Source organism: Pseudomonas sp. FW300-N2F2 (assembly GCF_017351655.1).
GTDB lineage: Bacteria > Pseudomonadota > Gammaproteobacteria > Pseudomonadales > Pseudomonadaceae > Aquipseudomonas > Aquipseudomonas fluorescens_AA.
This window is the reverse complement of the sequence record NZ_JACNDQ010000002.1, coordinates 887,904-911,977: the sequence shown is the minus strand read 5'-3', so window position 1 is coordinate 911,977 and position 24,074 is coordinate 887,904. Positions and strand designations below refer to the sequence as shown.

General features: G+C 62.5%; 22 protein-coding genes and 1 pseudogene. 20 read left to right on the top strand and 3 right to left on the bottom strand.

Features of this window, described 5'->3' with window-relative positions; translation table 11 throughout:
• The first annotated feature begins 1 nt into the window (after window position 1).
• From modC to J4E63_RS18770, 5 genes are all read left to right on the top strand, one after another.
• A complete protein-coding gene (gene modC, locus J4E63_RS18790) occupies window positions 2–1,081 on the top strand; it encodes a molybdenum ABC transporter ATP-binding protein (RefSeq protein ID WP_207282943.1) in 1,080 nt (359 codons plus the stop codon).
• A 190-nt stretch (window positions 1,082–1,271) separates the two neighbouring features.
• A complete protein-coding gene (locus J4E63_RS18785; RefSeq protein WP_207282942.1) occupies window positions 1,272–2,309 on the top strand; it encodes a DNA topoisomerase IB in 1,038 nt (345 codons plus the stop codon).
• 133 nt (window positions 2,310–2,442) lie between these two features.
• Window positions 2,443–3,006, top strand: a complete 564-nt coding sequence (locus tag J4E63_RS18780) for an ATP-dependent Clp protease proteolytic subunit (RefSeq protein WP_060741658.1) — start codon at window positions 2,443–2,445, stop codon at window positions 3,004–3,006.
• Between the two features lie 125 nt (window positions 3,007–3,131).
• On the top strand, window positions 3,132–3,311 hold the full coding sequence (locus J4E63_RS18775; protein ID WP_060741657.1) for a general stress protein: 180 nt from the start codon (window positions 3,132–3,134) through the stop codon (window positions 3,309–3,311).
• A 205-nt stretch (window positions 3,312–3,516) separates the two neighbouring features.
• A complete protein-coding gene (locus J4E63_RS18770) occupies window positions 3,517–3,987 on the top strand; it encodes an arsenate reductase ArsC (RefSeq protein ID WP_192261029.1) in 471 nt (156 codons plus the stop codon).
• A gap of 4 nt (window positions 3,988–3,991) precedes the next feature.
• Here the strand turns inward: J4E63_RS18770 and J4E63_RS18765 are convergent, their stop codons facing one another.
• Window positions 3,992–4,525, bottom strand: a complete 534-nt coding sequence (locus tag J4E63_RS18765) for a DUF3087 family protein (RefSeq protein ID WP_207282941.1) — start codon at window positions 4,523–4,525, stop codon at window positions 3,992–3,994.
• Between the two features lie 217 nt (window positions 4,526–4,742).
• On the opposite strand from J4E63_RS18765, the gene ppnN reads away from it, so the two are divergent.
• A complete protein-coding gene (gene ppnN, locus J4E63_RS18760; RefSeq protein WP_025213122.1) occupies window positions 4,743–6,116 on the top strand; it encodes a nucleotide 5'-monophosphate nucleosidase PpnN in 1,374 nt (457 codons plus the stop codon).
• Between the two features lie 397 nt (window positions 6,117–6,513).
• On the opposite strand, the gene J4E63_RS18755 is transcribed toward ppnN, so the two are convergent.
• Window positions 6,514–7,182 (bottom strand): HAD-IA family hydrolase, encoded by a 669-nt coding sequence (locus J4E63_RS18755; protein WP_207283233.1) that lies wholly within the window; start codon window positions 7,180–7,182, stop codon window positions 6,514–6,516.
• A 171-nt stretch (window positions 7,183–7,353) separates the two neighbouring features.
• A complete protein-coding gene (locus J4E63_RS18750) occupies window positions 7,354–8,700 on the bottom strand; it encodes an MATE family efflux transporter (RefSeq protein ID WP_092167304.1) in 1,347 nt (448 codons plus the stop codon).
• 591 nt (window positions 8,701–9,291) lie between these two features.
• Here J4E63_RS18750 and J4E63_RS18745 point away from each other — a divergent pair.
• The 14 genes and pseudogenes from J4E63_RS18745 to J4E63_RS18680 form a co-directional block, all read left to right on the top strand.
• A pseudogene (locus J4E63_RS18745) lies at window positions 9,292–10,236 on the top strand (methyl-accepting chemotaxis protein); the annotation flags it as partial.
• Window positions 10,237–10,247: 11 nt separating this feature from the next.
• On the top strand, window positions 10,248–10,616 hold the full coding sequence (locus J4E63_RS18740; RefSeq protein ID WP_003203044.1) for a response regulator: 369 nt from the start codon (window positions 10,248–10,250) through the stop codon (window positions 10,614–10,616).
• Window positions 10,617–10,631: 15 nt separating this feature from the next.
• Entirely contained in the window at window positions 10,632–10,916 is a 285-nt protein-coding gene (locus J4E63_RS18735; RefSeq protein WP_060741653.1) for a lipid asymmetry maintenance protein MlaB, read from the top strand.
• A 28-nt stretch (window positions 10,917–10,944) separates the two neighbouring features.
• Window positions 10,945–13,047, top strand: a complete 2,103-nt coding sequence (locus J4E63_RS18730; RefSeq protein WP_207282939.1) for a chemotaxis protein CheA — start codon at window positions 10,945–10,947, stop codon at window positions 13,045–13,047.
• 33 nt (window positions 13,048–13,080) lie between these two features.
• Window positions 13,081–14,739 (top strand): methyl-accepting chemotaxis protein, encoded by a 1,659-nt coding sequence (locus tag J4E63_RS18725; RefSeq protein WP_207282938.1) that lies wholly within the window; start codon window positions 13,081–13,083, stop codon window positions 14,737–14,739.
• Window positions 14,740–14,778: 39 nt separating this feature from the next.
• Entirely contained in the window at window positions 14,779–15,315 is a 537-nt protein-coding gene (locus tag J4E63_RS18720) for a chemotaxis protein CheW (protein ID WP_060741651.1), read from the top strand.
• Window positions 15,312–16,148: a protein-glutamate O-methyltransferase CheR gene (locus tag J4E63_RS18715; protein ID WP_060741650.1), complete on the top strand. Its 837-nt coding sequence runs from the start codon at window positions 15,312–15,314 to the stop codon at window positions 16,146–16,148. The genes J4E63_RS18720 and J4E63_RS18715 overlap by 4 nt, the downstream gene beginning before the upstream one ends.
• Window positions 16,145–16,642 carry a chemoreceptor glutamine deamidase CheD gene (gene cheD, locus J4E63_RS18710; protein WP_207282937.1) on the top strand — a complete coding sequence of 166 codons (498 nt, stop codon included), beginning with the start codon at window positions 16,145–16,147 and terminating at the stop codon, window positions 16,640–16,642. The genes J4E63_RS18715 and cheD overlap by 4 nt, the downstream gene beginning before the upstream one ends.
• Before the next feature lie 2 nt (window positions 16,643–16,644).
• Window positions 16,645–17,718, top strand: coding sequence for a chemotaxis response regulator protein-glutamate methylesterase (locus J4E63_RS18705; RefSeq protein WP_060741648.1), 1,074 nt, complete (start codon window positions 16,645–16,647; stop codon window positions 17,716–17,718).
• Between the two features lie 858 nt (window positions 17,719–18,576).
• Complete coding sequence (locus tag J4E63_RS18700) at window positions 18,577–20,325, top strand: ABC transporter permease subunit (RefSeq protein ID WP_207282936.1); 1,749 nt, start codon at window positions 18,577–18,579, stop codon at window positions 20,323–20,325.
• A gap of 10 nt (window positions 20,326–20,335) precedes the next feature.
• Window positions 20,336–21,640: an AAA-associated domain-containing protein gene (locus J4E63_RS18695; protein WP_207282935.1), complete on the top strand. Its 1,305-nt coding sequence runs from the start codon at window positions 20,336–20,338 to the stop codon at window positions 21,638–21,640.
• 40 nt (window positions 21,641–21,680) lie between these two features.
• Complete coding sequence (locus tag J4E63_RS18690) at window positions 21,681–22,757, top strand: sensor histidine kinase (protein ID WP_404943338.1); 1,077 nt, start codon at window positions 21,681–21,683, stop codon at window positions 22,755–22,757.
• Complete coding sequence (locus tag J4E63_RS18685) at window positions 22,744–23,382, top strand: response regulator transcription factor (RefSeq protein WP_207282933.1); 639 nt, start codon at window positions 22,744–22,746, stop codon at window positions 23,380–23,382. Before J4E63_RS18690 ends, J4E63_RS18685 begins: the two co-directional genes overlap by 14 nt.
• A gap of 76 nt (window positions 23,383–23,458) precedes the next feature.
• Window positions 23,459–24,001, top strand: a complete 543-nt coding sequence (locus tag J4E63_RS18680; RefSeq protein ID WP_060741644.1) for a hypothetical protein — start codon at window positions 23,459–23,461, stop codon at window positions 23,999–24,001.
• Window positions 24,002–24,074: the final 73 nt, after the last annotated feature.

The following is a 24,074-nucleotide window of genomic DNA, read 5'->3' as shown; positions in this document are numbered from 1 at the left end:
GATGATCAACGCGCGTTTGCAACTCGACCACGGGGCTTTTTCCCTGGACCTGGATGTGCAACTGCCGGGCCGTGGCGTGACGGCCCTGTATGGGCCTTCCGGCTCCGGCAAGACCACCTGCCTGCGCTGCATTGCCGGGTTGGAGCGGCCGGCCCGGGGCTTTATCGAGGTCAACGGCCAAGTGTGGCAGGACAACGAGCACGGCGTGTTCGTGCCGCCCCACAAGCGGTCGGTGGGGTATGTGTTCCAGGAGGCGAGCCTGTTCGCCCATCTGTCGGTGCGGGCCAACCTGGCGTTCGGCCTCAAGCGCATCGCGCCGGCACAACGGCGGGTGGACATGGACCAGGCCACCGATCTGCTGGGCATCGGGCACTTGCTTGATCGCCAGCCGCACAACCTCTCCGGCGGCGAGCGCCAACGGGTGGGCATCGCCCGTGCCCTGCTCACCAGCCCGCGGCTGCTGCTGATGGATGAGCCGCTGGCGGCCCTCGATACCCGGCGCAAAAACGAAATCCTGCCTTACCTGCAACGCCTCCACGATGAGCTGGACATCCCGGTGCTGTATGTCAGCCATTCCCAGGACGAAGTGGCGCGCCTGGCCGATCACATCGTGCTGCTCGACGCTGGCCGCGCGCAGGCCAGCGGCCCCATCGGCGAAACCCTGGCCCGGCTCGACCTGCCATTGGCCCTGGGGGATGACGCCGGGGTGGTGATCGAGGGCAAGGTCAGCGGCTATGACCCGGCGTACCAATTGCTGACCCTGAACCTGCCCGACAGCCAACTGAACGTACGCGTGGCCCATACATCACTGGCCCTCGGCCAGCCGCTGCGTTTCAAGGTCCAGGCCCGGGACGTCAGCCTCAGCCTGGCGAACGATGCCCAGACCAGCATCCTCAACCGCCTGCCGGTCACCGTGGTCAGCGAACAGGCCGCCGACAACGCTGCCCATGTGCTGGTCCGCCTGGAAGCCGCCGGCACTCCGCTGCTGGCACGCATCACCCGCTATTCCCGCGACCAGTTGAAACTGCAGCCGGGACTGGTGTTGTGGGCGCAGATCAAGGCAGTGGCGGTGTTGGCGTAGTCCCTTTGTGGGAGCGAGCTTGCTCGCGATGACGGCGGCACATCCAACATTGATACAAGCTGATGCACCGCTATCGCGAGCAAGCTCGCTCCCACAAGGGGTGCGGGCAACCGCAGAATCTTGGCACGACCGCAACGGGCTGCGGTCAATCGATCACAGGCCACCGGATTCGCTGCCAAGGACTTTCTTCATGCCCGACACCCTGCCGCCGGATGCACTGCCGGCCGACCTGCATTATGTCGATGACACCGCCCCCGGCATTACCCGCAAGAAATTGCGTGGCAAGTTCTGTTATTTCGAACCGCAGGGCCAGCGCATCACCGACGCGACCGAGATCCAGCGCATCAATGCCCTGGCGGTGCCGCCGGCCTATACCGATGTGTGGATCTGTACCGACCCCCGAGGTCATCTCCAGGCCACCGGGCGCGACGCCCGCGGGCGCAAGCAGTACCGCTACCACGCGCGCTGGCGTGAAGTGCGCGATGCGGACAAGTATTCGCGGATGCTGGAATTCGGACGTGCCCTGCCGCGCCTGCGCAAACGCCTGGAGGACATCCTGGCCAAACCCGGGTTCAGCCGCGACAAGGTCATGGCCACGGTCATCACCCTGCTCGACCTCACCCTGATCCGCGTCGGCAACCCCCAATACGCCCGCACCAATCGCTCCTACGGCCTGACGACCCTGCGCGACAAACACGTCGAGATCAACGGCAGCGCCATCGCCTTCCAGTTCCGCGGCAAAAGCGGCATCGAGCACCAGATCACCGTGAAGGACCGACGCCTGGCGCGGATCATCAAACGCTGCCAGGAGATTCCCGGGCAGAACCTGTTCCAGTACCTGGACGAGAACGGTGAGCGTCACTCCGTCAGCTCTTCGGACGTCAACGCCTACCTCAAGTCCCTCACCGGTGCCGATTTCACTGCCAAGGATTACCGTACCTGGGCCGGCAGCGCGGCGGCGCTGGCCGGGCTGCGGTTGCTGTCGTGGGAAACCGAGAGCGAGGCGAAAAAACACGTCGTCGAGATGGTCAGGCAGGTTGCCAGGCAACTGGGCAATACGCCGACCGTCTGTCGCAAGTGCTACATTCATCCTGCAGTGGTAGAGGCTTTTTTGCTCGGTGCCCTGAGGCAATTGCCCAAGCCGCGGCTGCGCAAAGGCCTCAGTGAAGAAGACGCCGCACTGGCGATATTTTTGCAGCGCATGGCCGACGCTGCCCAAGCGTGCTGAACAGAAAAAGGATGTGATGGGGCCGCCCGCGCCCAACCAGGGATGAGGAACATCCGAAGGCCTGCGAACTCCCAACTGTACGGCACAGCCGATCCGCAGGTACTTCAAAGGGTGAAATCGACAGGAGTTGCAGATGTCCGAACACATTGTCCATTTCCACTGCCAGATCGATCAGGGCACCACGGAGCGCTTCCGGGACAATTGCCTGGAAGCCATTGAAAAAGGCGCCGACTCGCTGATGCTTAACCTCTCCACCGTCGGCGGCAGCACCAACTTCGGCTTTACGCTCTATACCTTTATCAAGTCCCTTCCAGTGCCGGTGCGTGCGGTCAATGCCGGCAACATCGAGTCGATGGGCATCATCATGTTCCTGGCCGCCAGCGACCGCACTACCACCCCGCACTCGCGGTTCCTGATTCATCCGATGAACTGGTACTTCGGTCAGAAGTCCGTGGACCACTCACGCCTGCGTGAGTACCTGTCCAGCCTGGACAACGACGTGGCGCGGTATGTGGAGATCTACGTCAAGGAAACCGCCGGCGCTGCCACCCAACTGGATATCTTCAAGTGCCTGTGTGCCGAGGAACGGGTGATCCCAGCGGAAAACTCCCTGGCCTTTGGCATTGCGCACCGGGTCGAGCAGGTGGTTTTTCCAACGGACGCCAAGCATTGGAAAGTCAGCGGCGGCGAGGACTGAAGGGAAGCCAACCGGCGGCTGACCATTCGTCGCCAGCAAGCGGTTTTTTTTAAACTTCACTTGGCCATTTTCCTTCACAAATAATGCGAGGCACGTTGCTCGCTCAATCACTGAGGATTATCGAAATGGCCAGTAGCGGAAACAAAAACCCAGGCAACTTCGCCAATGATCGTGAAAAAGCATCTGAAGCCGGCAAGAAAGGCGGACAGGCGTCGGGCGGCAACGTTGCCAACGACCGGCAAAAAGGCATGGGAGCCGGTAACAAAGGTAGCGAACGCAGCCAAGGAGGCGGCAGAAAATCGTAACCTCCAAGACCGTTGGGGCGCAGACATGCTGCGCCCTGGCGCTTGCCCCTCCCTTTATCGCCAACGACCAACCGCCCCCACGGTAGCAACGACGTCCTCAAACGAGAGGACCTGTCTCCCTCCGCAGCAAATATGAAATTTCATATATTCGACTATCCACATATACTCCGGCGCAGCCCACCCCGCGCCTATCGGAACCGAATCGATGAAAGTCCTCTTCATGTGCACCGCCAATAGCTGCCGCAGCATTCTCAGCGAAGCGATGTTCAACCATCTGGCCCCGGCCGGGTTCGAAGCCGTCAGCGCCGGCAGCTTTCCCAAGGGCCAAGTGCTGCCGCGCAGCCTGAGCACCTTGCAGGAGGCCGGTATCTGTATCAAAGGCTTGTGCAGCAAGGGCAACGACGCTTTCGAAAGCAGCCCGCCGGACGTCGTGATCACGGTGTGCGACAACGCCGCCAACGAGGCCTGCCCGGTGTATTTCGGCCCGGCGCTCAAGAGCCACTGGGGCCTGGCGGACCCGTCGGAGGTCAAAGGCAACGATGATCAGGTCGGCCAGGCGTTCCACAGCACGCTGGACCGCATCGAAACCCGCTGCCGGGCCTTCTTCGCCCTACCCTTCGACCAACTGGACGCCCAAGCCCTGAAAGCCGAGCTGGACCGCATCGGCACTCTCTGACCGCTCAACCGGCGTTGTACGCCTGCTTCACCATCTCGATCCAGCTTGGGTCCAGGCGCGACTGTTCGGTGTCCAGGCCCAGCGCCTGCATGTTCGCCAGGTGCGCGTCGGCTTCACGCGCCAGTGAGCCCTGGGCGCTGGAGTTGGCGTCCAGCTGATGCATCTGGGCCAGTCCCAGATGATAGAAGCGCAGCAGCTTCATGGCGGTGGGGTCCTGGGCCTGCACACCGGCCTTCACCTGGTGCATCACGTTGGTGATTTTCATCAGGCTGCGCTTGAGCTGCCAACCGTATACCGCGGCGGTCATCCACGGCTGCGACCAGAAATACTGGCGCATCAGCACGGCCATCGCCAACACCGCGACAATCACCCCGCCGAGGTTGAAGCGAAAGTTATCACCTCCCGGCGTACCCAACAGCATCACGGCCAGGCTGGACAGCAGCATCGCCAGGGCCAGGAACACCAGCGCGATGATCAGGGTGCTGCGGCGGGTCTGCCTGCGGTAGGTGTCGCCATCCCACGGTTTGATCTCGAACATCGCGGCGCAATTTCCTTGTACGGCATCAAAAGAGTCACGCATTATCGCCTGCCCGGTCGATTTAGCTATGCTGGAGCTCATTTTGTATGGCCGCCGACTCGCCGGGCCCGGATCGAAGTCCATGGCGATAGCGCAAGGATCGTGCGATCTTTCGGCGTGGACGTTTTTTTCAAGATGCCGTCGTTGTGTGCATGGCATCGTTTTCAAGGAAAGCTGAATGACTCAAAGACATGTAATCAACGCCTCGGTAAGCCCCAAGGGCAGCCTGGAGACCTTGTCCCAGCGCGAAGTCCAGCAACTGAGCGAAGCCGGCTCCGGCAGTATCTATACCCTCTTTCGCCAGTGCGCCCTGGCCATCCTCAATACCGGCGCCCATGTCGATAACGCCAAGACCATCCTGGAAGCCTACAAGGACTTCGAGATCCGCATTCACCAGCAGGACCGGGGCGTACGCCTGGAGCTGCTGAACGCGCCAGCCGATGCGTTCGTCGACGGCGAAATGATCGCCAGCACCCGGGAAATGCTCTTCAGTGCCCTGCGCGACATCGTCTACACCGAGAACGAACTGGACAGCCAGCGCATCGACCTCAGCTCGTCCCAGGGCATCAGCGACTACGTGTTCCACCTGCTGCGCAACGCCCGAACCCTGCGCCCTGGCGTGGAGCCGAAAATCGTCGTGTGCTGGGGCGGTCACTCGATCAACACCGAAGAATACAAATACACCAAGAAGGTCGGCCACGAACTGGGCCTGCGCAGCCTGGACATCTGCACCGGCTGCGGCCCGGGCGTGATGAAAGGCCCGATGAAAGGCGCCACCATCGCCCACGCCAAGCAGCGCATCCATGGCGGTCGCTACCTGGGCCTGACGGAGCCGGGGATCATCGCCGCCGAGGCGCCGAACCCGATCGTCAATGAGCTGGTGATCCTGCCGGACATCGAGAAGCGCCTGGAAGCCTTCGTGCGCGTCGGCCATGGCATCATCATCTTCCCGGGCGGTGCCGGTACGGCGGAAGAGTTCCTGTACCTGCTGGGCATCCTGATGCACCCGGCCAACCAGGACCTGCCCTTCCCCGTCGTGCTCACCGGGCCGAAAAGCGCCGCGCCGTACCTCGACCAGTTGCATGCGTTTGTCGGTGCAACCTTGGGCGAGGCCGCGCAGAAGCACTACCAGATCATCATTGACGACCCGGCCGAAGTGGCACGTCAGATGACCCAGGGGCTCAAGGAGGTCAAGCAGTTCCGCCGCGAGCGCAACGACGCTTTCCACTTCAATTGGCTGCTGAAGATCGACGAGGGCTTCCAGCGCCCGTTCGACCCGACTCACGCCAACATGGCCAGCCTGGGCCTGAGCCGCGACCTGCCCGCCCACGAACTGGCCGCCAACCTGCGCCGGGCGTTCTCGGGGATCGTGGCCGGTAACGTCAAGGACAAGGGCATCCGCCTGATCGAAGAGCACGGTCCTTACGAGATCCACGGCGACGCCGCCATCATGGAACCCCTCGACCGCCTGCTCCAGGCCTTCGTCGCCCAACACCGCATGAAACTGCCGGGCGGCGCGGCGTACGTGCCGTGCTATCGCGTGGTGACCTGACCTCTCTGAACACCACAGATCCAATGTGGGAGCGAGCCTGCTCGCGATGGCGTCGGCACATCCAGCATTGATGCAGGCTGAACCACCGCTATCGCGAGCAAGCTCGCTCCCACAGGGGGATTTGTGGTGGCTGCAATGCCGGTGAACGACTTAAAAACTGTGGGAGCGAGCCTGCTCGCGATGGCGTCGGCACATCCAGCATTGATGCAAGCTGAACCACCGCTATCGCGAGCAAGCTCGCTCCCACAGGGGGATTTGTGGTGGCTGCAATGCCGGTGAACGACTTAAAAACTGTGGGAGCGAGCTTGCTCGCGATGGCGTCGGTACATTCAGCATTGATGCAGGCTGAACCACCGCTATCGCGAGCAAGCTCGCTCCCACAGGAGTTTCGCTGCGGTCATAGAATCGAAGGCAGTCGCATCAGGCCGGCCTCATCCACCTCAATCCCTAGCCGAAGGTAATCCTTGATCTGCGGATGAAGGGTGACCACGGGGTGCGTGTGCGTTGCCGTCACCACCATCACATCGGCCCCGGCGGCCTCGCCTGCCCGAATACCCGCCTCGGCGTCTTCAAACACCAGACACTCCCGGGCCGTCACCTGCAGGCGTTCGGCCGCCAGGCGATAGCAGGCGGGGTTGGGCTTGCCGTCATTCACATCCTCGGCGGTGACCATCACTGCCGGGCGCGGGATCCCCGCGGCTTCCATACGCCGCAAGGCCAATGCCAGGGGCGCCGAGGTGACGATTGCCCATCGCTCTGGCGGCAGGCTATGCAGAAACGCAGCCGCCCCCTTCACTGCCTCCACGCCTTCCACGTCTTCGATTTCCTCGCGGGTAATCCGCTCGGCCTCGGCCTGGGCATCCACCCCTGGCAGATGCTGGCGAGCGATGGTGTCGATGGCGCGCATGCCGTGGATCGTCGGCAGGAACGTCGCCACGTCCACGCCGTGGCGCAGGGCCCAGCGTGTCCAGATTCGTTCAGCGGCGGCAATGGAGGTGAGCAAGGTGCCGTCCATGTCGAACAGGAAGGCGCGGTAGGCGATGTTGGGTGAAGGACTGGCAGGCATCGGATCCTCGGTGGCGGCGTGGCGGATGACGGCCACTGTAACATCGCCAGGCACCGAACCCTTGTGGGAGCGAGCTTGCTCGCGATGGCGCCGGTACATTCAGCACTGATGCAGGCGGAACCACCGCTATCGCGAGCAAGCTCGCTCCCACAGGGTTCGGTGGTGGGTTGATTACACCAACCGTTCAATCGGCTGATGCTGCCAGACCAGCTTGTAGTACAGCGTCTGCAACAACAGCATGCTCAAGTAAGCCACCGGGAACGCCATCCACACCCCTTGCAACCCGAAGTGCGCGTCCAGCAGATACGCGGCCGGCACTTGCACGGCGACGATGCAGAAAATCGAGATGGCGACCGGCACCAGCACCGTGCCGCTGGCGCGCATGATGCCGCCGACGATCGCCTGGAAGCCGAATACCAGCAAGCTCCAGAGCATGATATGCAGCAAGTGTTCGGCCTGGACCCGCGCCGCCGGATCCGTGATGAACAGCCCCAGCAGCCAGTGGGACAACAGATAGCCCAGGAGCACCAGCCCACCGGTGAGCCAGAGGTTGAATGCAAGCCCCGTGCGCAGGATCGGCCCCAGGCGTTCCAGGCGGCCGGCACCGATGGCCTGGGCGCCGAGGATCGAGGCGGTGATGGCAATCGACAGCGCCGGAAACTGCACGTAGTTGACGATCTGCGTCACCGCGCCGTAGGCCGCCGTGGCCTGGGAGCCGTGGCGATTGACCAGCGCCAGGATCACCAACTCCGACAACGAGATCACCACCATCTGCAACCCGGTGGGCAGGCCGATGCGCAGCACCTTGCCGAGGATGTCCCTGTCCAGACGCATCGCCGCGAACAACGCACGGTCCGGCGCCAGGGCATGCTCGCGGCGACTCAGGCGCCACGCCAGCATCAGCATCGCCGACGTCGTCCCCGCCAGCCCCGCCCATGCCGCGCTCTGGATGCCCATCTGCGGCAACCCCAGCCAGCCGCGAATCAACGCTGGCGTGAGCAGCAACCCGACACTGGTGGACACCAGCAGCGCCAACATCGGTGACACCGTATCGCTCACCCCGCGCAGCAGTTGGGTGAACAGCACGAATACCAGCAGCATCGGCAGGATCCACAGCATGACCCGGGCATAGGAAACGGCGTCCTCCAACACATCGGCCGGCGTGCCCAGCCCTTGCAACGCCTGACGAGCAAAGACACTGCCAAGCACCGCCGCCACCAGGCCAATGATCGCCCCCAGCAACAAGGTCGAACCGGCAATCGCCTTCACCGTGCCGGTTTCGCCGGCGCCGTAGGCCTGCCCGATCAACACCCCCGCCCCCGCGCCCAGGCCGATCACCAAAGCGATAAAGAAAAACACGATGGGAAACATGCCCGACACCGACGCCAATGCCTGGGTGCCGAGCATCTGGCCGATGTAGATGCTGTTGAACGTGCCGGACATGGACTGCAGGAAGTTGGACAGGACCATGGGGATCAGGAACAGGAGATAGGTTTTCCAGAGGGGCTGGGTCGGCATGGGGACTCTGATGGCAGGTTCGAAAATCCGATGCGGGGTAATTTAGCTCAATCCATGGATTCTGTTTCAGAAGATGTCCGTTTTCGTGGCGTGCCAATACCAGGCTCGCCCCACGCCCCAGCGGGGGCGAGCGCCCTCGCCAGGAGATTTCCACAGGTCAGGCGATCTCGACAATCTCCCAATCTCGTCTATTCTTAGATATCACTGTGCCATTACTTTTATCGAAATCGGACGACTGGTCCTCAAGACCGTACCGGCCTTGCAGATAACCAGTTATTCGCAAATAACCTGTTAGCAACACTGTTCAAGGACCGAACCATGACGTCGTATTCTCACGGTCATTCCCTTTCCCCATCACAACCACGCATTCTCTGGAGCACCGTGCTGGTGGCCATCGCCGCGAGCATTGGCGTGCTGGCGCTCAATGGCACGAGTGGGCAAAACATCGGTTTGAGTGTGGCGATCGTGGTCTTGGGCGTCGGTGCTGGCGTATGGGGTGCGCGTTCGCAACGCCAGCAGTTCGACAGCGCCCTCGCCGCCGCCATGGCCCGCCACGACCTGCAAGGCAGCGAGCACCTGGCCCATAGAACCAACGCACAACTCAACGACGTCATCCTCGGTGCCATGCCGATCTGGGCCAAGCAGGTCGAAAGCTCCCGGCAGCAGACCGAGACCGCGATCGTCTCACTGACCAGCCGCTTCACTGGCATTTCGTCACGCCTGGAAGACACCGTGCAAGCCTCGCAATTGGCCGCCGGTGAACTGGCCGGCAGCAGCGGTGGCGGCGCCGTGCAGGTGCTGGCCCAAAGCGAAGGTGAACTGGTCAAGGTCATCGACTCCCTGAAGGCCACCCAGGCCAGCCGCGACGAAACCCTGGCCCAGGTGCGCAACCTGACGGCCTATACCGGCGAGCTGCGGACCATGGCCGCCGACGTCGCGGCGATTGCCGCGCAGACCAACCTGCTGGCCCTCAACGCCGCCATCGAAGCCGCCCGTGCCGGCGAGGCCGGGCGTGGGTTTGCGGTGGTGGCCGACGCCGTGCGCAGCCTCTCGAGCAAGTCCAGCGAGACCGGCCAGCAGATGTCGGCCAAGGTCGACATCATCAACACCGCCATCACCCAACTGGTGCATGCCGCCTCCAGCGGCGCGGACCAGGACAGCCATTCGGTCAGTGCCTCCGAGCAAAGCATCCAGCAGGTGCTGGAGCGCTTCAAGAGTGTCACCGGCCGACTGGCCGACTCGGCCGACATGCTGCAACGGGAAAGCTTCGGCATCCGCGATGAACTCACCGAGGTGCTGGTCAGCCTGCAATTCCAGGATCGGGTCAGCCAGATCCTCAGCCACGTGCGCGACAACATAGAGGACCTGCATGTGCATCTGCAGCAGGCCAGTCAGTCGCCCGACCAGGCCGTCTCCATCGATGCCCGCCAATGGCTGGCGCGCATGGAAACCACTTATGCCACCGACGAGCAACGCCGCAATCACCACGGCGACTCGAGCGCGCAACAGAGTTCACAGGAAATTACCTTCTTTTAGGAGAGCCGCTCATGGCTAAAAGTGTATTGGTTGTCGACGACTCCGCGAGCGTTCGGCAGGTGGTCGGCATCGCGTTGAAAAGTGCCGGCTATGACGTGATCGAAGCCAGCGACGGCAAGGACGCGCTGGGCAAGCTCAACGGCCAGAAAGTGCACCTGATCATCAGTGACGTGAACATGCCCAACATGGACGGCATCACCTTCGTCAAGGAGGTCAAGAAGCTGGCCAGCTACAAGTTCACGCCGATCATCATGCTCACCACCGAATCCCAGGAATCGAAGAAACAGGAAGGCCAGGCCGCCGGGGCCAAGGCCTGGGTGGTCAAGCCGTTCCAGCCGGCGCAGATGCTGGCGGCGGTATCCAAGCTGATTCTTCCTTGATAGTCGGAGGCTCCAATGCCGCTGCACTACGAAGCACAGGATGACACCGCCCAGGTGCACATCGACGGTGAACTGACGATCTACACCGCGGCCGAGCTGGCCGCGCAGTGGCTGCCGCACCTGGGGGCAACGCCACGAATGGCCCTTGATCTGTCGCAGATCACCGAGATGGACGGCGCTGGCCTGCAACTGCTGCTGATGGTGCAGCGCGAGGCCTCCCGGGCCGGGACCCAACTGACACTTACCGGCCAAAGCCAGGCCGTCACGGAGACACTTGCCCTGTGCAACCTGGTTGCCTAGGACGTCGGACACGACAAAGGAAATGAGCGTGAGCATCAATCTCGATCAGGCACAACAGACCTTCATCGTCGAGGCTCGGGAACAGTTGCAGGCGATGGAAGAGTCGCTGCTGCAACTGGAAACCGACCCCGGCGACGATGACGCCATCGGTGCGATCTTCCGGGCGGCCCACACGATCAAGGGTTCGGCCGGGCTGTTCGGCCTGGAGCCGATCGTCAGCTTCACCCACATCGTCGAAGACGTGCTCGACCGCCTGCGCAACGGCAGCGTCGAGGTGGACGCCGGCCTGATTGCGGTGTTGCTCAAGTCCAGCGACCACATGCTGGAACTGATCAACGTGGCCGCCAACCAGGGCGGAGCGCTGCCGCCGCCGGCCCTGCAACGGGAAGTGGAGCTGTGCCAGATCCTGCAGGAATACCAGGCGCCCTCGCCGGCCACGGTCCCAACGCCTGCGCAGGAAACCGAAACCCGCGAACCCGGCGAAACGCGCCTCTGGCACCTTTCCCTGCGCTTCGGCCAGGACGTGTTCCGCAATGGCATGGACCCGCTGTCGTTCCTGCGCTACCTGCAAACCCTGGGTGAAATCGTCGACCTCACCACCCTGACCGACGCCCTGCCCGCCGCCGATGCCTGGGACGCCGAGTCCTGCTACCTGGGCTTCGACATCGCGTTTCGCTCGGCCGCCAGCCACGGGGCGATCAACGAAGTGTTCGATTTCGTCCGGGAAGACTGCGAGATCGAGATCGTTGCCCAGGATGAAGACATCGCGCCCCTGGCCAACACCGGCCTGGTGACCACATCACCGGAACCAGCCGAAGAAACCACCGCGTTGGTCGCCACCGGCGAGTTGCTGTCCGACCAGCGCAAGACGCCGCGCATGCCCGCCCAGATCGCCACCGACAAACAAGCGGTGACCAGCGACAGCAAGGCCAAGGACGGCACCTACGTACGGGTCAACGCCGACAAGCTCGACGAGTTGATCAACCTGGTGGGCGAACTGGTCATTGCCAGCGCCGGCGCCAGCCTGCTGGCCCGCACCTGCCACAACGACCCGTTGCAGGAAGCCACCTCGTCGGTCTCCGGGCTGGTGGAAGAAATTCTCGACGGCGCCCTGCGCCTGCGCATGATCCCCATTGGCGAAACTTTCAACCGCTTCCGTCGGGTGGTGCGCGATGTCAGCCAGGAACTGGGCAAGGACATCGACCTGATCATCAGCGGCGCGGAGACCGAGCTGGACAAGACCGTGGTGGAAAAAATCGGCGACCCGCTCATGCACCTGCTGCGCAACGCCATGGACCACGGCATAGAAACCGCCGAGGCCCGGCTGGCGGCCGGCAAACCGGTCAAGGGGCACTTGCACCTCAACGCGTATCACGACTCCGGCAGCATCGTGCTGGAAATCGCCGACGACGGCGCCGGCCTGAACCGTGACCGGATCCTGGAAAAAGCCCAGGAACGCGGCCTGGTGCAGCCAGGTGCCAGCCCCACCGACCAGGAAATCTACAACCTGATTTTCGAACCCGGCTTTTCCACCGCCCAGGCCGTGACCAACCTTTCGGGGCGTGGCGTGGGCATGGACGTGGTCAAGCGCAACATCACCCTGCTGCGCGGCACCGTCGACCTGGACAGCCAGCCCGGCAAGGGCACCGTAGTGCGCATCCGCCTGCCGCTGACCCTGGCGATCATCAATGGCTTCCTGGTGGGCATCGGTCAGTCGACCTATGTGATTCCGCTGGACATGGTCCAGGAATGCATCGAGCTGAGCGAAGACGATGGGCTCGCCAGCCGCGAGCAAGGCTACCTCGACCTGCGCGGCGAGGTGCTGCCCCTGGTCTACCTGCGCGATCACTTCAGCCACGAAGGCCCGGCCGCGCGTCGGCAGAATGTGGTGGTGGTGCGCTACGCCGAACTCAAGGCCGGGCTGGTGGTGGATGACTTGCTGGGTGAATTCCAGACCGTGATCAAACCGCTGGGCAAGCTGTTTGGCGCCCTTCGCGGCATCAGCGGCTCGACCATCCTGGGCAGTGGCGCCGTGGCGTTGATTCTCGACGTACCGGCGCTGCTCACCGAGATCGCCCAGAAAGAAAACCGCTACACCCCGACTCAATTACAACAAGCCAACGCTCGCTGACGCTTTAGCAATTCCATGGAGAGGTACTTCCCAATGAAATGGTTCTACGATCTTAGAATCGCCACCAAACTGATCACTTCATTTCTTGTGGTGCTGGCCCTGACAGCCGTCATGGGGGTGTTCGCGATCATCCAACTGGGCGAGGTGAACAGCACCACCGTCGAGATCCGGGAAAACTGGATGCCATCCATGCGTGCTGCCTCGGGCATGCGTTTCTACGGGGCAAACTACCGCCTCAAGGAAAACCGCCACATTACCGCCGATTCCGAACAGGAACGCCTCACCGTCGAACAAGAAGCGGAAGAAGCCAAAAAGGGGTTTGAAACCCGCATGGCGACCTATGAAAAACTGCTCTCCAGCGCGGAAGATCGCCAGCTGTTCGAAACCACCCGCAATGACTGGGTCGCTTACCTCGCCGTCAGCAAGGACCTGCTTGCGCTGTCTCGGCAAAACCTGACCGAGCAAGCCCATGCACTGCTCAAGGGCGAATCCAAGCGTCAGTTCGATCTAGTGGTCAACGACCTGCAAAAACTGGTGGAACTCAATGACGTCGGCGCTGGCGCCGCCAGCGAGCGTGGCGCAGCGCTGTTTGAAAAATCGCGCCTGTCGATCATCGTCGCGCTGATTGCCGCCCTGCTGGTGGGCCTGGGCCTGGCGCTGTTCATCTCGCGCATCATCTCCCGCCCCTTGAAACAGGCCGCGACCGTCGCCGAGCAATTGGCCGAAGGCAACCTGAACGCAAAAATCGAAGGCGGCTCCAAGGACGAAACCGGCATGGTGCTCAACGCCATGCAGAACATGATCGGCAAGCTCTCGCACATCATTGGCGAAGTGCGTAACGCTGCGGACAACCTGGCCAGTGCTTCCGAAGAAGTCAGCGCCACCGCGCAATCGATGAGCCAGGCCACCAGCGAGCAGGCGGCCAGTGTCGAGGAAACCAGTGCGTCCATCGAGCAGATGAGCGCCAGCATCAACCAGAACACCGAGAACGCCAAGGTCACCGATGGGATGGCCAGCAAAGCCGCCAAGGAAGCCACCGACGGCGGCGAATCGGTGCAGCAGACCGTGGTGGCGATGAAGAAAATCGCCCAGCGCATCAGCATCATCGACGACATCGCCTACCAGACCAACCTGCTGGCGCTCAACGCTGCCATCGAGGCAGCCCGCGCCGGTGAACACGGCAAAGGCTTCGCCGTGGTTGCCGCCGAAGTGCGCAAGCTGGCCGAGCGCAGCCAGGTGGCCGCCCAGGAAATCGGCGAGCTGTCCTCCAGCAGCGTCGATATGGCGGAAAAGGCTGGGAACCTGCTCAACGAGATGGTCCCCTCGATCAACAAGACCTCGGACCTGGTGCAGGAAATCAGCGCCGCCTCCGAAGAACAGGCCGCCGGTGTGGCGCAGATCAACACCGCCATGACCCAGCTCAACCAGGTGACCCAACAGAACGCCTCCAGCAGCGAAGAGCTGGCCGCCACCGCCGAGGAAATGAGCAGCCAGGCCGAACAGCTGCAACAGGCCATGAGCTTCTTCACCCTGGACACACCGCCCAAGTCTGCTGTGCAAGTTGCCAGGGTCGACAACACCCCAGGCTCCTCCGGCCGCAAACCGACGCGGGCACCGGCACCGATCATGCCCAAGGCGTTTGCCTACAACATGGCCAGCGCTCCGGACGAATCGGAATTCACCCGGTTCTGATGGCCCGGTTCCACAGGCTTGCTTAAAGGAGAAAAAGCAATGGGCGCCATCGCGACCACACGTCAAACCGCCCTCGCGGTCGAGGAAGAAGCGCAATACCTGACGTTTATGCTCGGCACGGAGATGTTTGCCATCGGCATCCTGTGCATCAAGGAAATCATCGAATACGGCAACCTGACCGTGGTACCGATGATGCCGACCTTCGTGCGCGGGGTGATCAACCTGCGGGGCGCGGTCGTGCCGGTCGTCGACCTGTCGGCCCGTTTCGGCCGGCCGAATTCGGCGATCAGCCGGCGCTCGTGCGTGGTGATCATCGAGGCGTCCAGCGCCGACGGCCAGGCCCAGGACATTGGCCTGCTGGTGGACACGGTGTCGGCGGTGCTGGAAATCCCGGCCTCGCAGATCGAGCCGCCACCGAGCTTCGGCGCGAAGATCCGGGCCGATTTCATCAGTGGCATGGCCAAGGTCGATGGCAAGTTCGTCATCGTGCTGGAGGTGGACCGCGTGCTGTCCATCGACGAAATGTCCCAACTCGCCGAAGCCAGCCCGAACGCGCTGGAAGTGGATGCCCCGTGAACACCGATACCTGCAAGGAACGCCCGGCGAACGCGCTGGCGCTCAGTGACCGAGAATTCAGCCAGTTCCAGTCCTGGCTGTACCAGGCCGCCGGCATCAGCCTGTCCGAGGCCAAGAAAGCCCTGGTGGCCGGGCGTCTGTTCAAACGCCTCAAGCACTATGGGCTGGACAGCTACGGCGAGTATTTCAAGCTGATCATGAACGGTCAGCGCACCGATGAATTACAAGTGGCGCTGGACCTGCTGACGACCAACGAGACCTACTTTTTCCGCGAGCCCAAGCATTTCGATTTCCTGCGCCAACACGTACTGCCCCACGCAACGCCGGGCAAGACCTTCCGCCTGTGGAGCGCGGCCAGCTCTTCCGGGGAAGAACCCTATAGCCTGGCCATGACCCTGGCCGAAGGGCTGGGCACCACGCCCTGGGAAGTGATCGGTTCGGACATCAGCAGCCAGGTGCTGGCCAAGGCGCGCTCCGGGCATTATCCGATGGAACGCGCCCGCACCCTGCCCCAGCCGCTGCTGGTGAAATATTGCCTCAAGGGCACCGGCAGCCAGCAAGGCACGTTCCTCATCGACCGGGCGTTGCGCAACCGGGTCAACTTCATCCAGGTCAATCTCAACGACACCTTGCCGGAGCTGGGGGAGTTCGATGTGATCTTCCTGCGCAACGTCATGATCTATTTCGACCAACCGACCAAAAGCAAAGTGGTCGCCCGCTTGATCCCCCGGCTCAAGCCCGGCGGGTATTTCATCGTCAGCCACTCGGAGAGTCTCAACGGTGTGTCCGACGCGTTGAAACTGGTGGCGCCCTCGATTTACCGCAAACCATGAACGCCGCCATCAGAGCAGTGGCCGAGGTGTACCTGGCACCAGGGGAGTTTCGCTTCGCCACCTGCCCGACCCGCCTGCGCACGATTCTCGGCTCTTGCGTGGCGATCACGCTGTGGCACCCCGAACGCAGGATCGGCGCCATGTGCCACTTCATGCTGCCCAGCCGAGTGCGCTGCTCCAACGCACTGAACGGCCTCTACGCCGACGAAGCCATCGAACTGTTCATCCGTCAGGCCCGGGCGCACCACACCGATCCCGAGGACTACCAACTCAAGCTGTTCGGCGGCGGGGAGATGTTCCCCGAGCTGCAACGTCATGTGCCTTACGGCGATGTGGCACGACTGAACGTCAACGCCGCGCTGGAAATGGCCGCCCTCTATCGCCTCGACCTGATCGCCCAGGACATGGGCAGCACCGGCCACCGCAGCATCATCTTCGACCTGCGCAGCGGTGATGTGTGGGTCAGGCACCAACCCATAAGGACCCGGCACTGACCATGTCAAAAAAGATCAATGTACTGCTGGTGGATGATTCTGCCGTGGTTCGCCAGGTGTTATTGGCGATTCTCAGCGAGACACCGGACATCCACGTCATGGGCGCGGCGTCCGACCCGATTTTCGCCATGGATAAACTGGCCAAGGAATGGCCCGACGTGATCGTGCTGGACGTGGAAATGCCGCGCATGGACGGCATCACCTTCCTGAAGAAAATCATGAGCGAACGCCCCACCCCGGTGGTGATCTGTTCGTCCCTGACGCCCCGGGGCGCGGAAACGACGTTGCAGGCGATGGCCGCGGGCGCGGTGGAAATCATCACCAAGCCCACCACAGGGCTGAAGAATTTTCTGTTGGAATCGGCGCCCGAATTGGTGTCGGCGATCCGTGCCGCCGCCCAGGTCAACGTGCGCAACCTCGGCAAACGCCCCGCCCCGACGGCGCTGGCGCCAGCGATCAAACTCAACGCCGACGCCATGCTGCCCGCCGCCAACGGCCATGCCATGGCGCAGACCACCGAACGCATCGTCGCCCTGGGCACCTCCACCGGCGGCACCCAGGCTCTGGAAGCGGTGCTCACCGCCCTGCCGCGGGTCTGCCCAGGCATCGTCATCGTCCAGCACATGCCGGAAAAATTCACCGCCTCGTTCGCTGCTCGGCTCAACAGCCTGTGCCAGATCGAAGTGCGCGAAGCCCGCAACAACGACCGCATCCACCCGGGCCTGGCGCTCATCGCCCCGGGCGGCAAACACATGATGGTGACCCGCAGCGGCGCGTTCTATCACGTGCAAGTGGTGGACGGCCCGCTGGTCAACCGTCACCGCCCTTCGGTGGATGTATTGTTTCGCTCAGTCGCCAAATTCGCCGGCCGCAACGCCACCGGCATCATCATGACCGGCATGGGCGACGACGGCGCCCGCGGCCTGAAGGAAATGCTCGACGCCGGCGCCAGTACCGTGGCCCAGGACGAAGCCAGCTGCGTGGTCTTCGGCATGCCCAAGGAAGCGATCAAACTCAATGCTGCGCAACGGGTGATGGGGCTGCAGGAAATCGCGCAGGTGATCTTGCATCGGTAACAGCATTAAAAAGGCAATCAAAACCTGTGGGAGCGAGCTTGTTCGCGATGGCGGCGGCCCATTCAACACGGATGCAAGCTGAACCACCGCTATCGCGAGCAAGCTCGCTCCCACAGTGGAGTTGTGGCGAGGTGCAATCACCCGCCTAGAAAAATCGCCATCTTCGTCATGAGTACGCCTGGACCAAAAAATTGCAACAGGAGCCGCCCTGTGGCGAGGGAGCTTGCTCCCGCTGGCAGCCCCAAAATGCTCAAAATGCTAGACCGAGGTGCGAGCGTTAGGGCCGCTTCGCGCCCCAGCGGGAGCAAGCTCCCTCGCCACAAAGGCAATCAAAGCCACAGTGAAGTTGTGGCGAGGTGCAATCAAAACCACAGATGCTTCAGCCGCTTGTGCCTATACGGGCGAAATCGTCGCCAGCACGCCGATCAAAAGAGTCAGTGCCAAAAACCCACCTAGAAAAATCGCCATCTTCGCCATGAGTACTCCTGGACCAAAAAATTGCAGTACACGGGCAGCTCACTAGGCTAACCGCGCGGTTATTCTGGGGCCGGGCCCGGGTTCATTACAGAGGCACCTGGCGCAGAAAAATACGGATCAGACGCACGCCCTTCTACCCTCCTCGCGCAACTTTAGTGAGCAACAAAAGATAAAGCCCTACCGCTTAGTTCTCCCACCAAAGGGAACGGATATACCAACGTATATTTTCATGTCCCAAGTCAGCGTGGTCATCGACCCGGGCAACACTTAATCTTGCCGGGCACTTAACGCCCCCCGCTCAAGTGCGCTTCAACTTCATGACTTCCAATGATCGCAAGTGTGGTCGCAGCCCTGGTTTTCAAAGCGTAATAGAGGTGATCCATGCGCCCTTCATTCCTTGCACCTGCATTGACGCCCTTCAAAAACAGAGAACAACTCCCTGCCCATTCCTGGCGCGCCGACATAGCGTCATTGGGCCTCCTGGTGCTCTTGGCTGTCTTTGTATTCCAAGGCCTGGGTCAGATGAACCAGCCCCTCGGCGTGCTGGACGCTTCGCCACTGTCCCTGGACCTGGTGCACCTGCCGGAATATGCCTTGCGCACCACGTTGCGCATGTTCATCGCCTTGTTTGTTTCATTGGTTTTTTCCCTGGTCATTGCCACCTTGGCAGCCAAAAGCCGCAAGGCGGCAATGGTGATCCTGCCGGCGTTGGATATTCTCCAATCCGTGCCAGTCCTGGGCTTTCTCACTTTTACCGTTGTGTTCTTCATGGGACTGTTCCCGGGCAAGGAAACCGGCGTGGAGTGCGCGGCCATCTTCGCCATCTTCACCAGCCAAGTCTGGAACATGACCTTCAGTTTCTATCAATCGCTGAGAACCGTGCCCAACGATCTCTACGACGTCAGCCGACAGTTCTCGTTTTCGCCATGGCAACGTTTCGTCAGGCTGGAGTTGCCCTTCGCCACGCCAGGCCTGGTGTGGAACATGATGATGTCGATGTCCGGCGGCTGGTTTTTCGTCGTCGCGTCCGAAGCCATTACCGTCGGCGACACCACCGTCAGCCTGCCGGGCATCGGCTCGTGGCTGGCACTGGCGATCGAGCAGCAAAATATCGCCGCGATCGCTTGGGCGGTGCTGGCCATGGTTGGGGTGATCATTGCCTATGACTTGCTGTTCTTCCGGCCGATTGTCGCCTGGGCGGACAAATTCCGCTTTGAACAGACCGCCTCCCAGAAACGCCCACGGTCCAGGGTCTATGACCTGCTGCGCTCGACTCGCCTGGTGCCCTTGGTGCTGCTGGCGCTGGGCAGCCTCAAGGCGTCGATGTTTCTGGAAAAGATCCCTCGGCTGCCGTCCATCCGCTTCAAGACCAGCGCCCGCGTCAGCCGCGCCGCCGACCTGGCCTGGCTCGTCCTGGTTGCCGCGGCCTGCATCGCCGGCATCCTGCACATGTCGCGCTTCATTGGCAGCACGCTGGGCTGGGACGACGTCGCCAGTACCTTCGGCCTGGGCCTGGCCACCCTGTTACGAGTCAGCGTGCTCATCGTGCTGGCCAGCGTATTGTGGGTGCCCATCGGCGTCTGGATCGGCTTGAACCCGCGCTGGGCCGAACGCCTGCAACCCGTCGCGCAATTGCTGGCGGCCTTCCCCGCCAACGTGCTGTTTCCGTTTGCGGTGATCGCCATCGTCGCCCTGAAACTCAACCCCGATGTCTGGCTCTCGCCGCTGATGATCCTGGGCACCCAGTGGTACATCCTGTTCAACGTGATTGCCGGTGCCAGCGCCCTGCCAACGGATTTGCGCGAGGCGTCGCGCAGCTTCCACGTGCGCGGCTGGCAGTGGTGGCGCCAGGTCGCGCTGCCGGGCGTCTTCCCTTACTACATCACCGGCGCCCTCACGGCAGCGGGTGGCTCATGGAACGCCAGCATCGTCGCCGAGGCAGTGTCCTGGGGCGACCAGCATCTGTATGCGTCCGGCTTGGGGGCCTTTATCGCCCAGGCCACCACGGCCGGTGATCTGCATCGGGTGGCGCTGGGCGTCGTGGTCATGTCGATTTTCGTGGTGGGTTTCAACCGGTTGCTGTGGCGCCCGCTGTACGGTTTCGCCGAACGTCGGCTTCGAATTGATTGAGGGCAATCCCATGCAAGTGATAGACAAACGCTGCCTGGTGGATGTGCAGCAAATCGGCCATGTCTACGGCACGGCTGGCGGTGCCGAGCGCCGGGTCCTGGACAATGTCTGCATGCGCCTGGACGAGGGCGAAATCGTCGGCCTGCTGGGGCGTTCGGGCTCCGGCAAATCGACCTTGCTGCGCTCCATCGCCGGCCTGATTTCGCCCACCACGGGGGTGGTGGATTTTCCGCCCAATGCCCAAGGGCTGGCGAGTTCGGTGCGCATGGTGTTCCAGAGCTTCGCCCTGTTCCCCTGGCTGACGGTGCTGCAGAACGTCGAGGTCGGCCTCGAAGCCTTAGGCGTGGCGGCGCCCGAGCGACGTCGGCGGGCGCTGGCCGCCATCGATATGATCGGCCTCGACGGCTTCGAAAGCGCCTTCCCCAAGGAACTGTCGGGCGGCATGCGCCAGCGCGTCGGCCTGGCCCGCGCATTGGTGGTCAATCCGGATGTGTTGTTAATGGACGAGCCGTTTTCCGCCCTGGACGTATTGACCGCCGAAACGCTGCGCACCGATCTGCTGGAGTTGTGGCGTGAGGGGCGCATGCCGATCAGGTCGATCCTGATGGTCACCCATAACATCGAAGAAGCCGTGCTGATGTGTGACCGGATACTGATTTTCTCCTCCAACCCGGGGCGGGTCATGAGTGAGATCACCGTGGACCTCAGCCAGCCGCGCAATCGCGCCGACCCGGCGTTCCAAGCCTTGGTTGAACACATTTACGTGCAGATGACCGGCGGCGCGAATATCGGCTCCGCACGCCAGGAGACCTTTGCAGGCAGCGGCGTGGGCATGGTCCTGCCGTCGATTTCCAGCAATGCCCTGGCCGGGCTGATCGAAGCGGTGCAGGATCAGCCGTTTGCCGGCCAAGCGGATTTGCGCGAGCTCGCCGACGCATTGCGCTACACCGCCAGTGATCTTTTGCCGGTCGCCGAGGTGTTGCAGCTCCTGCGCCTGGCCGACCTGCAGGACGGCCACATCACTCTCCTGCCGGCCGGGCTGCGCTACGCCGAGTCAGCGGTGGATGAGCGCAAGCACCTGTTTGCCCGGCACCTGCTTAAATATGTGCCGTTGGTAGGGCATGTGCGTCGGGTGCTGGACGACCGCCCCACCCGCACCGCACCGGCCAGGCGTTTCCGTGACCAACTGGAAGATTTCATGTCCGAGCACGATGCCGCTATTACGCTGGACTGTGTCACGCAATGGGGACGCTACGCCGAGTTGTTCGCCTATGACGAAGTGGCCGATCAGTTCAGCCTGGACAATCCATCCTGAGGTGCTGCGGTATAAACTGCGTGGATCGGTCGTTGGAGCAATGCGCGATGGACATTCAATGAGAAGAACCCAGTTGACCCTGCGCCTGCTGCTCCTGCTGGGGTTGGCCCTCGGCATCGCGGCGATCGATACGGTCACCGACCTGGAAATCGCCGTTGGGGTCTTCCAGATCGTGGTGGTGCTGATCGCGGTGAGAATCCTGCCGGCACGTGCCGTGGCAGGGGTCGCGATCCTCTGCATGATCCTGACGATCCTGAGCTATCGACTGACGCGTTTTGGCGACACGGAGGCCGGGCTGATCAACGTGCTGATCAGCCTCGCGGCCATCGCCGGCACCACGTACCTGGCGCTGCGGCTCTCGGCCGCCGTGCGCACGGTGCACCAGACCCGTGCCCACCTGGCGCACATCGCCCGCATCAACATGCTCGGCGAGCTCGCCGCCTCGATCGCCCACGAAGTCAACCAGCCCCTGGCTGCCGTGGCCACCAGCGGCGGTGCCTGCCTGCGCTGGATGGCGACCGAGCCGCCCAATCTGCCCAAGGCCCGGCAGGCGGTGGAGCGGATCATCGCCGACACCCACCGGGCCAGCGACATCATCGCTCGGTTGCGCGGCATGGCCCGGCATCAAGCACCGACGAAGCAGTGGCTGAACGTGGCCGACACGGTCCATGCCGCGTTGCGCCTGATGACGGGCGAGCTGAACGAGCAGAACATCACTGTGCAGGTGCAGGTCCAGGACGGACTGCCGCCGATGCTGGCGGACGAAGTGCAGATCCAGCAAGTGATCCTGAACCTGGCGATGAACGCGCTCGACGCCATGCGTCAGGTTGACGTCGACCAGCGGATTCTGCAGTTTCAGGTGACGCTCGAGTCGCCTGGGCAACTGCTCTTTTCAGTATCCGACCAAGGCAATGGCTTGCCGGCCAGCGACCGCGAACGGGTGTTCGACGCCTTCTACAGCACCAAGCAGGACGGCATGGGGATGGGGTTGGCCATCAGCCGCTCGATCATCGAGGCCCATGACGGACGGCTCTGGGCCACCAGCCATTCGCCCTCAGGTTCGACCTTTCACTTCACCCTGCCCGCCGTCACAAGGGAATCCGATGAGCCAGACTGACATGCATGACCAGGCCGACTCGCGGGTCTTCATCGTCGACGACGACCCTTCGGTGCGGGCTTCACTGCAAGACCTGCTGGCCTCCGTGGGCCTGGCCAGCATGGCCTTCGGCTCGGCCCGTGAATTCATGGACGCCGAACGGCCGGACGTCCCGGCGTGCCTGATCCTCGACGTGCGCATGCCGGGTCTGAGCGGGCTGGATTTCCAGCAGGAAATGGCGCGTTTGAATATCCAGGTCCCGGTGGTGTTCATCACCGCCCATGGCGACATTCCCATGTCCGTCAAAGCCATGAAAGCCGGGGCGCTGGAGTTCCTGACCAAGCCGTTCCGCGAACAGGACCTGCTCGATGCAATCACCCTGGGCCTGAACCGCGACCAGGAACGGCGCAAGGCCGCGGCGAGTGTCGACGCGCTGAAACGTCGGCATGACGCGTTGACTGACGGCGAGCGCGAGGTGATGGAGCTGGTCGTGTCAGGGCTGTTGAACAAGCAGGTGGCCGCCCGACTGGGCTTGAGCGAGGTGACCGTGAAAGTGCGCCGCGGGTCGTTGATGCGCAAGATGAATGCGGACTCGTTGGCAACGCTGGTGAAGATGTCGGAAAAACTCAAGGAAGCAGATCGCTAGCGGCCCATGATCACGGCTATCATTGCCGTTCGCCCTGTTAACGGGCGATGTCGCTGCCCCCCTCAAGGACTCAGGTATGAACCTTCTGCCGTCACGCTCCACCCTCTTCGTCTCCAGCCTTTTGCTCAGCTCGCTGTGCTTCGCCGAAGGCGAGCCAACCGACGGCAGCCTCATCAAGGACTCGACCAAGGCAGCCGTCTCAAGCTTCATTACCGCAGGCAAGAACCTGTTGGGCGGCGTCAGCGAAGGCGTGCTCGATGGCCGCGAATCGGCCCAGGGCGCCGATGGCGCCGCGATCATTTCTTCCAATGAGCAACTGAAAGACCGCGTCACCATCGAAGTCCTGAAGCTGGAGCCCGTCGACGACACCTTCAGCATCACCCTCGGCTTCAAGAACAGCACCGACACGCAACTGCGCCTGATCAACCTCGGCCAGACGGGCGCCTTGCTCGCCATCGACCAGGCCGGTTACGCCAACAAGCTCGCAGGGTTTGAAAACCCGGATGAAGTCACCATTCCGCCGAAGACGGCCGTGCGGCAGAAGTTTGTGTTTGAAGGGTTGAACGAGAAAATCAACACCGTGCGGGTGTGGGGCCAGGATTATCAGGTTAAAAAATAAGGTGGCGGTGCGTTGATTGTCCCTGGTGGCATTCCCACGCACGGGAGCGATCGAAAGTTGTTGGCTCGAAACA